General features: G+C 59.3%; 9 protein-coding genes and 3 pseudogenes. 3 read left to right on the forward strand and 9 right to left on the reverse strand.

Features of this window, described 5'->3' with window-relative positions; translation table 11 throughout:
* Positions 1-42: 42 nt before the first annotated feature.
* Entirely contained in the window at positions 43-1,158 is a 1,116-nt protein-coding gene (locus HPDFL43_RS04455) for an NADH:flavin oxidoreductase/NADH oxidase (RefSeq protein ID WP_007196063.1), read from the forward strand.
* A gap of 80 nt (positions 1,159-1,238) precedes the next feature.
* On the opposite strand, the gene HPDFL43_RS04460 is transcribed toward HPDFL43_RS04455, so the two are convergent.
* The 5 genes and pseudogenes from HPDFL43_RS04460 to HPDFL43_RS22100 form a co-directional block, all read right to left on the reverse strand.
* Positions 1,239-1,991, reverse strand: a complete 753-nt coding sequence (locus tag HPDFL43_RS04460; protein ID WP_007196064.1) for a hydroxypyruvate isomerase family protein — start codon at positions 1,989-1,991, stop codon at positions 1,239-1,241.
* Positions 1,988-2,638, reverse strand: a complete 651-nt coding sequence (otnC, locus tag HPDFL43_RS04465) for a 3-oxo-tetronate 4-phosphate decarboxylase (protein WP_007196065.1) — start codon at positions 2,636-2,638, stop codon at positions 1,988-1,990. Before otnC ends, HPDFL43_RS04460 begins: the two co-directional genes overlap by 4 nt.
* Entirely contained in the window at positions 2,635-3,897 is a 1,263-nt protein-coding gene (gene otnK, locus HPDFL43_RS04470) for a 3-oxo-tetronate kinase (protein WP_007196066.1), read from the reverse strand. Before otnK ends, otnC begins: the two co-directional genes overlap by 4 nt.
* Positions 3,894-4,779 (reverse strand): annotated as a pseudogene (gene ltnD, locus HPDFL43_RS04475) (L-threonate dehydrogenase). Before ltnD ends, otnK begins: the two are co-directional and overlap by 4 nt.
* A gap of 51 nt (positions 4,780-4,830) precedes the next feature.
* Complete coding sequence (locus tag HPDFL43_RS22100) at positions 4,831-4,971, reverse strand: hypothetical protein (RefSeq protein ID WP_169743225.1); 141 nt, start codon at positions 4,969-4,971, stop codon at positions 4,831-4,833.
* A 178-nt stretch (positions 4,972-5,149) separates the two neighbouring features.
* On the opposite strand from HPDFL43_RS22100, the gene HPDFL43_RS04480 reads away from it, so the two are divergent.
* A complete protein-coding gene (locus tag HPDFL43_RS04480; RefSeq protein WP_007196069.1) occupies positions 5,150-6,139 on the forward strand; it encodes a LacI family DNA-binding transcriptional regulator in 990 nt (329 codons plus the stop codon).
* A gap of 184 nt (positions 6,140-6,323) precedes the next feature.
* Here the strand turns inward: HPDFL43_RS04480 and HPDFL43_RS04485 are convergent.
* Positions 6,324-7,007 (reverse strand): annotated as a pseudogene (locus tag HPDFL43_RS04485) (IS6 family transposase).
* Between the two features lie 29 nt (positions 7,008-7,036).
* Between HPDFL43_RS04485 and HPDFL43_RS04495 the strand changes: the two are divergent.
* A pseudogene (locus HPDFL43_RS04495) lies at positions 7,037-8,204 on the forward strand (IS3 family transposase).
* A 244-nt stretch (positions 8,205-8,448) separates the two neighbouring features.
* On the opposite strand, the gene HPDFL43_RS04500 reads toward HPDFL43_RS04495, so the two are convergent.
* The 3 genes from HPDFL43_RS04500 to HPDFL43_RS04510 are packed head-to-tail and all read right to left on the reverse strand — an operon-like array spanning position 8,449 to position 12,710.
* Positions 8,449-9,834 (reverse strand): FAD-binding oxidoreductase, encoded by a 1,386-nt coding sequence (locus HPDFL43_RS04500; protein WP_007196073.1) that lies wholly within the window; start codon positions 9,832-9,834, stop codon positions 8,449-8,451.
* Positions 9,835-9,885: 51 nt separating this feature from the next.
* Entirely contained in the window at positions 9,886-11,409 is a 1,524-nt protein-coding gene (locus tag HPDFL43_RS04505) for a malonate--CoA ligase (RefSeq protein ID WP_007196074.1), read from the reverse strand.
* An 11-nt stretch (positions 11,410-11,420) separates the two neighbouring features.
* Positions 11,421-12,710 carry a malonyl-CoA decarboxylase gene (locus HPDFL43_RS04510; protein WP_007196075.1) on the reverse strand — a complete coding sequence of 430 codons (1,290 nt, stop codon included), beginning with the start codon at positions 12,708-12,710 and terminating at the stop codon, positions 11,421-11,423.
* Between the last annotated feature and the right edge of the window lie 93 nt (positions 12,711-12,803).

Below are 12,803 nucleotides of genomic sequence, written 5' to 3' on the forward strand. Positions count from 1 at the left end.
GGCATAAGGTTCAACAAGCACATGAAGACTGGAACTGATCGAATGAGCCATCTCTTTGAACCACTGAAACTCGGCACGCTTGAGCTTGAAAACCGGATTGTGATTGCGCCGATGTGTCAGTATTCCGCCGTCGATGGCAGCGCGCAGAATTGGCATCTGATCCATCTGGGGAACCTGGCCCTGTCAGGAGCAGGACTGTTGATCATCGAAGCCACCGCTGTTTCGCCGGAAGGGCGCATTTCACCGGCGGATCTGGGACTCTATTCGGACGAGAACGAAGCGGCGCTGGGACATGTCATGAAGGTGCTCGCCAAGCAGTCAAACATGCCCGTTGCCATCCAGCTCGGGCATGCCGGGCGCAAGGGATCGAGCCACGCGCCTTGGGACGGAGGGTCGCAAATCCGGCCCGGGGAACCGGAAGGATGGAAAGCAGAGGCTCCATCTGCCTTGCCCCATGCCGATGGCGAGGATGTGCCCATCGCGCTTGATGAAGCCGGGCTGGCGCGGGTTCGCGAGGATTTCGTACGGGCGGCTGAAAGGGCGGTGCGTCTGGGATTTTGCGGGATTGAGGTGCATATGGCCCACGGCTATCTCCTGCATCAGTTTCTTTCGCCCTTGTCGAACCAGCGCAACGACGCCTATGGCGGAACGCTTGAGAACCGGATGCGGTTTCCACTGGAGGTGTTTGATGCAATCAGAGCCGCAGTTGCCCCGCATATACCCGTCTGGATCCGGGTTTCGGCGACAGACTGGGTGGAAGGCGGCTGGGATCTCGAAAGCACGCTTGCGCTCTGCGCGGCGGTGAAGGAGCGCGGGTGTGCTGCGATCCATGTGTCGACGGGTGGTGTGTCGCCAAAGCAGAAAATACCGGTCGGACCCGGGTTCCAGGTGCCGTTCGCCACAAGGATAAAGGCGGAAACCGGCTTGCCCACCATTGCAGTGGGCCTCATCACAGATCCCCAACAGGCCGATGCGATTGTGCAAAACGGCGAAGCCGACGCAATAGCGCTGGCTCGGGGTATCTTGTACGATCCGCACTGGCCGTGGCACGCCGCCGCCGCACTGGGGGCAAAGGTGAGCGCCCCCAAACAGTACTGGCGATCAGCTCCGCGGGAGTTTCCCGCGCTTTTCAAGGATTCAAAGATCGGTCAACGCTAGATCGCCCGAGGCCCTGTATGCGGCAGTGCGAATTTCGAGAAGCATAGGGCGCACGCAACAAGCGCCGCCCGTGGACCAGGTCACCTTAAACTGCGCAACCAGCCAAGGCTGTCGTCGGTTGCGCCACCCGGTTTGTATTCGGCCCCCAAAGGCTGTGACCAGCCCATCTCGGCGATCTTTGCAAACACAAACCTGTAGTCCAGTTCTCCCTGATCCGGTGCCCCCCTGCTCGGAACAGAGGCGAACTGGATATGGCCAATGACCTGGGCCAGCGCCTTGAGGCGGGTCACGACGTCCCCTTCGGTCCTGCCGACATGGTAGCAGTCAAACATCAGTTTGATCCCGGGCATATCGAGTTGCTTCAGGATCGCAGCCGCCTGATCGGTTGTGCGCAGGAAATATCCAGGCGCATCGTGACGGTTGAGTGGCTCGATGAGCAAGTCGATCCCGGCCGGACAATTCCGCCGCGCATAGCGGAGGTTTTCAAGAAACGCAGCCTCTGCTTCGGGGCCGTCGGCAAAACCCGCCATGACGTGGATGGCCCCGGCACCGATGGCGGTCGCATAATCGATTGCCTGATCGATGGCGGCGCGCGCCTCGGGCTGGCGGCCGGGAAGAGCGCAGAGCCCGTTCTCGCCGGGGTTTCCACGGACCGTGTTCAGCCCCAGCATCGGCAGCCCGGTTTCTTCGAGCGCGGCCTTCACCTGCTCCGGAGGCGTCTCATAGGGCCAGTGGCACTCAACCGCATCGAAACCAGCCGCCTTCGCGGTCCGGATCGCATCGGGCAAGGAACGGTCGGTCCAGAGAAAGCCGAGATTTGCGGAAAACTTCACGCCTCCCACTCCACATCGAATTTCGACACGATGGCCTGAACCTGGGTCTCTGTCAGCGCATTTGGGTTCTGGCCACGCACCATCATCGCCAGCCGGGCGGTATCTTCGAGCTCTTCAATGGCGTTGCAGGCAGCCTCCACATCCTTTCCGGCGACGACCGGGCCGTGATTGGCGAGCATCACCGCCGAGCGTTTGCCGGCAAGTCCGCGCACCGCCGCGCCCATCTCCGGGTCGCCCGGCAGGAAGAACGGCAAGAGCTTGACCCGGCCCAGCTTCATGATGCCGTAGGGGGTGAGCGGCGGCAGGAAATCATCGGGGTTCGCGTCTGGCATCATCGACAGCGCCACGGAATGACAGGAATGCAGATGCACAACGGCGCCCGCCGTCGACCGTGTCTCATAGAAGGCGCTGTGCAGCGGCATCTCCTTGGTGGGCTTGTCACCGCCGATGAGGTGTCCGGCGGCATTGAAGTGGCTGAGCCTGGCCGGATCGAGCCGCCCGAAGCTTGTTCCGGTCGGAGAAACCAGAAGCCCGCCATCCGGTGTCCGCGCCGATATGTTGCCGGTGCTGCCATGGGTCAGTCCCCGGTCAAACAGCGATTTGGCCAGAAGACAGATCTGTTCGCGCAATGCGGTTTCGTTGCTCAAAGGGCCTCCAGGGCGTTGATGAAGAAAGTCGGTTGGCCGAAATTGCCTGATTTGAGTGTCAATGCAATGCGGTGGCCGCCGGTGTTGCAGAATGTCCAGGGGACGCCGGGAGCGATTTCCTGCCCGATGTCCAGCCGGTCCACGGCAAGCGCCTGTGTCACCGCGCCAGAGGTTTCACCTCCGGCCACCACAAAGCGTCGTGCGCCCTTCTCCCGCGCTGCCACGGCACAGGCCGCCAGCACATTCTCGACAAGCTCACCCGCACGGTCACGGCCCAGCTGCTCCTGTGCAGCGCGGACACTGGCGGGGTCTGCGGTGGCGTAAATCAGCGGCGCCTGGCCAAGGTCTTGCCGCGACAGCCAGTCAAGCGCTGGCTGCGGACCGCTTTGCGCAAGCACCAGCGGGTGGAGCTGCAACGCCGGTGCGCCCGTGGCGCGGTAGGCCGCGACCTGGGCGTTGGTCATGGCCGAGCAACTGCCTGACAAGATCACTGCCGCCAGCGGCAAGTTTGGCGTCTCCATGCGTGGCGCGTCGAAGGCCAGCGCGCCATCGGCCCGGTACAAGGCAGGCAGCGGCATAGCCACTGCGCTTCCGCCGGTGAGCAGTTTCATGTCGCGGCAAGCCTGCGCAATCACCCCAAGGTCCTCATCTGCCACAGCGTCGACAACCACGTGCGCCACGCCTTTGAGCGACAGTTGATCCAGTTCCGCACGCAACGCCGCTGCGCCCTTGGCAACGCTCAGCCGGTCGGCCAGCCCCACCGGACGGGTCACCTGCGGCTCGAGCAGACGCATCAGGTTGGAATCGCGCATCGGCGTCAGTGGATGATCCTTCATGGGGCTCTCGCAGAGAGGTTCGCGGCCCACAAAGAGATTGCCCATGAAGATCGAGCGGCCGTTCTCTGGAAAAGCCGGGCAGTAGATTGTCTGCTGCACCGCCAGATCGTCCATCAAGGCCTCTGCGACCGGCCCGATATTGCCCTCAGGCGTCGAATCGAACGTCGAGCAGTATTTCCAGAAGAAGCGCTCGGTCCCGGCAGCCTGCAACCAGGCCAGCGCCGCGCGGCATTCTGCCACCGCGTCAGCAACCGGGGCGGTCCGGCACTTAAGCGCAATCACCTCGAAAGGGGCCGTCTCATGGGGCGGCGTGTCCGGTATGCCGATCCGCAGCGAGACCTGCACGCCCGAGCGCGCCAACAGTCCGGCCAGGTCTGTCGCGCCGGTGAAATCATCGGCGATGCAGCCAAGTAGCGTCGTCATTTGTCCTCACCCGGCAAGCTCAGACCGGCATTTCGCGCATAGACCTTTGCGATTGCCGCATCGTCATCGCCCCCCAGCCCCATGCCGACCGCCACCATGTATTGCTGCAGGGCCGCAGCCGTGATCGGGGCCGAGAACCCCGCCGATTTTGCCACGTCGAGCACGATGCCGAGATCCTTGGGCCAGATGTTTATCTGGCTCCGGGGCGTGTAATCGCCCTCCACAATATGGGGCGCCCGGTTTTCCAGCATCCAGCTGGTGCCGGCACATTTTGATATCACCTCAACGAACTTGGCCGGCTCTACCCCTTGCGTCATGCCAAAGGTCAGCGCCTCGGCCATGGTGGCGATATGCACGCCTGCCAAAAGCTGATTGACGGCCTTCATGGCCGAGCCCGGTCCGGCCTGATCGCCCAGTTCAAAAACCGTTTGCGCGCAGGCATCAAGCACCGGACGCGCGGCGGCAAAGGCCTCACCCTTGCCCGAGGCCATGATGGAGAGCTCGCCATTGGCCGCCTTCGTGGCCCCGCCCGAAATCGGCGCATCGAGATAATGCAGCCCCAAACCGGCACATCGCGCTTCCATGGTGCGGGCAAACTCTGGCGCGACCGTGGCGCAGGCGATGACCACAGCGCCTGCGGGCAGGCCCGGGGCAATGCCCTTCTCGCCAAAGAGCACCGCTTCGGTCTGTGCCGCGTTCAGCACCACCACAACCAGTGCATCGAGATCTGATGGCAGCACGCCAGTCTGCCCCCCCCGCCTTTTCGAAGCGCTCAACGGCGCTGGCGTTGATGTCGATCCCCCAGGTCCGGTGACCGGCGCGCACACAGGACAAAGCCATCCCGTATCCCATCGACCCAAGGCCGACCACGGCAGTCTTCAACTCTGACATACTATCCTGCCTTTCCTACGCTTTTGCGCAACGTGTTGCGCCTCAACGGGTCCAAGTGCCATGCCGGACGTGGTCGGACACAACCTGCTGACTGGCGCCGGTGCCCCAGTTGCCCGGAAGGCCATTGACCATCGGCATCTTCTTGGCTTCGCGCGGTTCATCCATGACGGTCTGTGGCTTCAATCATACAAGCTCAACTGACTTTCATTCTTTGATGTTTACGTAAACATATCGTCTTTTTCATCGCGTTTACGTAAACAATTGTCAAGACCTTTCTCAGGAGATAGGAGTGGGCGAGTGGTTCGCGCAATGATCGAAGGGAATGAAGTCGGTGTCAGGAAGACCGGATTTGCGGCCTACAATGGGCGATATTGCGGTCGAAGCCGGGGTCAGCCAAATGACCGTCTCGCGGGTCATCAGAGGCACCGGACAGACCTCTGTGGAAGTCCGCGAAAGGGTTCATGATGCGGCGCGCAAGCTCGGTTATGTTCAGAACCGGCTGGCGACCGCATTGCGTGATGAAAGCTCCACACTTGTCGCCGTTGTCTTGCCAACCCTGCGCAACCGTGTGTTTTCTGAAGTGCTTGACGGGATCAATGAGGTCCTCTCAACCGGCGGGTACCGGCCGGTTTTCGGTGTGACCGAATATTCCCAGGAGCGGGAGGAAGAACTGGTGCTCGACCTGCTGTCATGGCGGCCCAGAGGCATCATCCTCTCAGGCCTGGAGCATTCCGATGCCACGCGCGCTGCGGTTCTTGCATCCGGTGTCCAGGTGGTCGAAGTCATGGACACCGATGGCGACCCGATATCCGCAGCCTTCGGGCTGTCGCAAACCCAGGCAGGCCGCACGACTGCGTCCCATATGATATCGAAGGGTTATCGCCGTTTCGGGTATATTGGCAGCCGAGATGGCAAGGATCTGCGAGCCGAAAAGCGCTTCGCCGCATTCCGGGACGTCGTTCGGGAATCTGGCGCCCAAATAGTCAATGAAATTCTGGTCGAAGGCCCCTCCTCGATGGTGGCGGGCCGGCGGTCGACAGCGCAGATGGTCGCCTCGGCAGACCGTCCCGATGCGATCTATTTCTCCAACGACGACCTTGCCGCAGGGGGCATCATGCATTGCCTGAGCGAGGGCATCGAAATTCCGTCAGAGCTCGCGCTTGCCGGGTTCAACGGACTGTCTTTCCTCGAAGCGCTGCCGATACGCCTGACGACCGTTGAGACGCCTCGTCTGGAAATGGGAAGGCGCGCAGCCGCACATGTGATGCAAGCATCTGAGCCATCGGAGAGTCTGCCATCGCCGAGTGTGATCGACCTGGGTTTTCGTCTCATCCCCGGCGAAACCTGTTGATCATTTCCGTTTGGTGGGGCATCCGCCGTTGGGCTGTCAGACGAATTCTAACTCGTCTCAAACGACCGGGCGATCGTTTTCCAAAGCGTGTCGCAGCTTTTCAGATTCGGGATTCCCTGACTGATTGATTGGCCTTGTCACGGTAAGCACCGCTAGCCGCACGAGACCGATGCGTACTCTTCGATCATATGATAGCCGCCGCTGACTGCCACGTAGCCATTGCATCGCCGCGGAACTTTCGAAGTGTCTTGCGGGAGATGAGATGGCGTTGGACGTTGAAGGTGTTGTAGACGGCGGCATGGGTTGAAAGAAATCTCTGTGCAGATCCAGCCGACTTGAAGTGCTGCATTCGTCGCTCCCTCAACCTGACCGGCAGGTGTGAATTTTCCGCTCGGTTGTTGCTGCGCCAGACAGTGACGTGTTTCGCCTTCATGCCGAGATTTCCGAGGGCGGCGGAATAGGATGGCAGTTTGTCTGTCACAACGGCATCCGGCGAGTATCCCTGCTTCTTCAACAGTTTGCGCATCAGCTTTAGCGCAGTTTTCCTGTTTCGACGGGCCTGGACCAGGATATCAAGCACGTCGCCTTCGCTGTCGACGGCGCGCCACAGGTACATGCGCTGGCCATTGATCAAGACGAAAACCTCGTCGAGATGTCAGCATGTACCAGGCGTTGGCCGTGCACGTCTGAGTTTGGCGGCGAAAACCAGCCCGAACTTCAAGGACCAACGCCGAACGGTCTCATAGGAAGTGTCAATGCCGCGCTCTGCGAGCAGGTCCTCCACATCGCGGAAGTTCAGCGGAAATCGGAAGTACAGCCAGACGGCAAGCTTGGAGTAGCCCCCTGAAAGTGGTCCATCAATTGGGATAGTTTTGTCCCGCAATTGGAGGATCAGCGATGGCTGGAAAAAGAGAGAAGGCTGAAGAGATTGTATCGAAGCTTCGTCAGGTTGAAGTTCTGCAGGGACAAGGCGCGACGATCGCCGAGGCTGTGCGTCAGATCGGCGTGACGCAGCAGACGTTCTATCGCCCCCTCTCGGCATTTGCTTCGCAATTGCCTGCCGGTCAAAGGGACGGAAGCTCTATGGCGGGATGGGGCGGTCACAGCTCGCCCGGCTCAAGGAGCTTGAGAAGGAGAACCAACGGCTTCGGCGCGCGGTATCGGACCTGACACTGGACAAGCTCATTCTGACCGAGGCGGCAAAGGGAAACTTCTAAGCCCTTCCCGTCGCCGCAAATGCATCGACCATGTGCGGCAGGAGCTTGGTGTATCAGAGCGCCGCGCCTGCCGCACTTTGGGTCAGCATCGATCTACACAGCGCAAGGTGCCACTGGGCCGCGCTGATGAAGAACGTCTGACAGACGATATCATCGAACTGGCCGAAAAGTACGGGCGCTACGGATATCGGATGGTGACCGGCTTGCTGAACAACGCGGGCTGGCACGTGAACCACAAGCGGGTCGAGCGCATCTGGCGACGCGAAGGGCTGAAAGTCCCGCAGAAACAAAAGAAGAAAGGTCGGCTCTGGCTGAACGATGGCTCTTGCGTGCGGTTGCGCCCAGAACGCCCCGATCACGTTTGGTCCTACGACTTCGTCCAGGATCGAACCGCTGACGGCCGCGTCTATCGGACGCTGAATATCATCGACGAATATACCAGGGAGGCACTCATGATCCGCGTGGACCGCAAGCTCAACTCAACGGACGTGCTGGATGCTCTGACAGACCTGTTCATCCTGTGCGGCCCACCGGAGTACATTCGGTCGGACAATGGGCCGGAATTTATCGCCCAGAAAGTGCGGGACTGGATTGCAGCTGTCGGAGCCAAGACGGCCTACATCGAGCCAGGCTCACCATGGGAGAACGGATACTGCGAAAGCTTCAACGCCCGTTTCCGCGACGAACTGCTGAACGGCGAAATCTTCTACAGCCTAAGGGAGGCGAAAATCCTGATCGAGCAATGGCGAGTTCACTACAACGCCGTCAGGCCGCACAGCTCCTTGGGGTATCGTCCGCCAGCACCGGAAAGCATCGTCCCGATGGACCAGAGGCCCATGATGCACTAACAATCAAGCCGGACCACCCGATAGGGGCACTCCACAAGGACGGCCCAGAGCGGGCTTTCTTTCTGCCGTCAAAATGCTGCACTGTTTTTGCGCATTGCTGACATTCGCTGAGAGTACAGATTTTGCGTGGTTTGGTTCGCTCGCTCAGCGGAACAGGCGTTGAGAACATGCAGAAATTGGCGGTTCTGGACGCTGTCAAGAAAACAACCACCCTGCCGATCTCAACCACTTTCCCTATGATGTGTCAGTTGATATCGACGGTTTTCCCCGGGTTCATGATATTATCCGGATCCACCGCACGCTTCAGCGTCGCCATTAGCGCATAGGCTGCGCCGTGTTCTTCGGCCATATATTTCTTCTTGCCCGTACCCACGCCATGCTCACCGGTTACAGTCCCGCCAAAAGACAATGCGACTCGGTTTACATCAGATGCAAGCTGCTTGGCTTTTGTCAGTTCTTCGGGATCGTTGGGGTCAAACAGGATCAGCAGGTGGAAATTGCCGTCCCCCACATGCCCAACGATTGGGGCGATCAAACCAGCCTTGTTGATAATCTCCTTGGTGCGTGAGATGCAGTCCGCCAGCGCCGAGATGGGGACACAGCAATCAGTGACAACGCTCTCGCAGCCTTTGCGAAGTGACTTCCCCGCGTAATAGGCGTTATGCCGCGCCGCCCACAGGCGACCGCGATCTTCGGCCTTTGTCGCCCACGCGAAGCCCGAAACGCCGAATTCCTCAGCGACACCTTCGAAAAACTCCACCTGTTCCTTCACGCTGGCGTCTGAACCATGAAATTCCAGGAAAAGATGGGGTTTTTCCGGCAGACTCAGATCCGGATTGAAGATGTTCATCCCTTTCATCTGGATCTCATCCAGCAACTCGATCCGGGCCATTGGAATACCCATCTGGATGGCCATGATGACGCTATTCACAGCGTCGTCGACCGTTTCAAATCCGCAGGTGGCGGCAAGTATCGTGTCCGGTTGGCCGAACAAACGCACTGTCAGCCGTGTAATGATCCCAAGCGTGCCTTCTGAGCCAACAAAGAGATGCGTTAGATCATATCCGGCCGAGGATTTCCGCGCCCGCGATCCGGTCTCGATCACCGTGCCGTCGGGCAACACAACCTCTAGCGCCAAGACATTCTCGCGCATGGTGCCATAGCGCACGGTGTTGGTACCGGACGCGCGCGTTGCGGCCATTCCGCCAAGCGTCGCATCCGCGCCAGGGTCGACGGTGAACATCAGCCCGGTGGCGCGCAGTTCCTCGTTCAGCTGAGTGCGTGAAACCCCAGGCTGCACAACCGCGTCCAGATCGCTTTCATGGATTTCAAGGATCTTGTTCATCCGGCTGGTATCAACACTGATCCCTCCATGGGTCGGGATGACGTGACCCTCCAGTGATGTGCCGATACCGAACGGCACAACCGGCACCTTATGCTGCGCGCAGATCTTCACGATCGCCGAAACCTCGTCAGTGCTTTCCGGAAACGCGACTGCGTCCGGCAAAGCGGGTTCGGAATAGGCCTCATCCCTGCCGTGGATTTCCCGGATGGACTCGCCGGTGGACAGGCGATCTCCTAACAGGTCATTCAAGGCGGCAATTGCCAAAGCGGTATTGTGCTGTGTCATACCAACTCCCTATTTCTCTTTTTAATGTTCGATCAGCGTTGTAGGCGCGCTTTATTGGAATACCCCGTCATAAGCCTCGCGCAGCGCATTTTTCTGAACTTTGCCCATGGCGTTCCGTGGCAGGGCTTCGACAAACTCGATGCTCTTGGGTTGTTTGAAGCGGGCCAGATTATCTTTGATCATGTTAGAGACGTCTTGCGCTGAAATCTCGACACCATCCTGGGCGACAATGACCGCCACGACGGCTTCGCCAAAATCCTTGTGCGGGACACCAATGACCGCGCTTTCAACGACGCCCGGCAGGTCGTCGATCACCAGCTCGATCTCTTTGGGATAGATGTTGTAGCCGCCCGAGATGATCAGGTCTTTTCCGCGTCCAACGATATGAACATAACCGTCTGCGTCGATGCGCCCAAGATCACCGGTGATGAAAAACCCATTGTCGCGCAACTCTTCCGCTGTTTTATCAGGCATCTTCCAGTAGCCTGCAAATACGTTGGGCCCGCGCACTTCCAACACGCCAGTTTCGCCCTGCGGCAAGGGTGCGCCGGTTGCCGGGTCGGTGACGATCAACTCAACCCCTGGCAATGGGAACCCCACCGTTCCGGCCCGCCTATCGCCGTCATATGGGTTCGAGGTGTTCATGTTGGTTTCGGTCATCCCATAACGCTCCAGAATCGCGTGTCCGGTCACATTGCGCCAGCGACTATGGGTTTCGGCCAACAATGGAGCCGAGCCGGATACGAACAGGCGCATGTTGGCCGACGCCTTGCGCAGCCCTTCGGTTTCAAGAAGGCGCACATAGAAGGTCGGCACGCCCATCAGAACCGTGGCTTCTGGCATGTAATCAAGGATTTCATCGGCGTCGAACTTTGACATGAAAATGCAGGACGACCCGGCAATCAGCGTGATATTTGTGGCGACGAACAAGCCATGTGTGTGAAAGATCGGCAAAGCGTGGATCAGGACGTCATCCGCGCTGAAGTGCCAGCTTTCCTTGAGAGTTTGGGCATTCGACGCCAGCGCCTGATGCGTCAGCATGGCCCCTTTAGACCGCCCCGTCGTACCCGAGGTATAGAGGATCGCGGCCAAATCGTCGGGTCCGCGAGGGACTGGGGTGAACCCGGGGGCTGCTGCATCGCGTCGCTCTGGCAGCGACCCACCTTCATCCGCGCCGATGGTCAGCACTTCGGCCACACCAGCGTCTTTTGCGACGGCTGACAGCTCATCCTCGCAATTTGGATCGCAGACAAAAATCCGCGGTTCCGCATCAGTCAGGAAATAGGTGATCTCGGCGGCAGTATAGGCCGTGTTGAGGGGTAAAAATACGGCTCCTGCAAGAACTGTTGCGACGTATAGCTCCAACATTGCCTGCGTCTTTGGAGCCTGCACGGCCACGCGGTCGCCGGGCTTTACGCCTGATGCCACCAAGGCCTGCGCCATACGTTCGGCGTTGGCAAAAAACGCCTTGTACGAGACCTTTTCGCCAGTTTGATGATTGCGCAGGAACGGATTGTTTTCTGCGCCCAGGCTGGCTGCACGCAATCTCTCGGCCAAGTGGTTTCCGTGATACATGGGGCGTCCTTTTACCCTTTGCTCAGTGCGATGATACTGGGTGATGCCGAAACATCGTGATGATTTGCGTAGGCCTGATGGTTTTGTTCTATCGTCTCACCGTCATAGAGATAGTTGACCATCACACCCCACGAACTGGCGATGCCGCGCGGGCTTTGATCGGCGCCCGGATGAACGCGTAACAAGGTGGCCCCGTTGCCCAGATGGAAATGAGCCACGGGATCAGCCGCCGTGCCCGACGCCCTTTTGGCTTCGGTCAGAAAGCGCGCAGCCAGCTTGGTGACGAAGTCATCCTGCGGCAGGTAGTTTTCGCCAAGCTCGCTTAGCGTCGCCTTGTCGGTATCGCTTAGCAAAGCGTCGCCGTTCAGCAAGGATTGCTCGGCCCATTTCCTAAGGCCCGGCACCGGCGACAGCGTGACGAATGTCTTTAGGTTCGGGCGCAATTTTTGCAGCTCCGCGACAACCTGTTTGATCAGGAAGTTGCCGAAAGACACGCCGCGCAGCCCCGCGTGGCAATTGGAGATCGAATAAAAGGTCGCAACGGTGGCGGTGTCGAGATCGGTCTGCTTGCGATCGACCGCAAGGATTGGCCCGATTGCATTCGGAACCTCGCTAAGCAAAGCGACTTCAACAAAGATCAGTGGATCGTCTGGCATCGCGGGGTGGAAAAAGGCGAAGAGCATCCGGTCAGGATCCCCGACGCGCTGGCGCAAATCATCCCAGTCGGCGATTTCGTGGACTGCCTCGTATGTGATGATCTTTTCCAGAATTTGTGCCGAAGTTGACCAATTGATCTGTCGCATCTCCAGAAAGCCGCGGTTGAACCAAGACTTAAAGAGGTGTTGAAAGTCCGAGTCCAGCCCGCGCAAATGTGGGTTCTGTTTTGCATGCGCGAGCAAATCAGCCCGCATCGCGACCAATTCAACAGTTGCTCCGGGGACCCGGTTGATGGTGCGGATCAACTCCTGGGTTTGGGGTTCTGCCACGAAATGAAGTGCGCGTGCAGCGTCGATGTCTCCGGGGGTCCAATTGGCGACGGCTGCGCTCAGCGCTGCATCGTCGGGTCCGAATTCTCGGCTGACAGCGAAAAAGAAGGCCGCCTTTTCTGCGACGTCGGCTGCCGCGTAAATGTCGAGAATCTGACGCGATATCTTCAGTCCTTCAGCCTCGCTTACGTCGCGGACCAGGGAATGACACAGCGATATCAGGCTGGCTGCGGTATCTTCTACTGCTTGTGTCCGGCTCCGACCCGCCCCTGCGATCCTTGCAAGGATCTCGCTCAAAAAGCTCTGCTGCGTCATCGAGATCGATCCTCTGAATGAGTCAAGTTCGGATTAAGGGTACACACGGCACCCGACACTCACTTCAAACGTGTTCTCGTTCTTGATTAATCA

Source organism: Hoeflea phototrophica DFL-43, assembly GCF_000154705.2.
GTDB lineage: Bacteria > Pseudomonadota > Alphaproteobacteria > Rhizobiales > Rhizobiaceae > Hoeflea > Hoeflea phototrophica.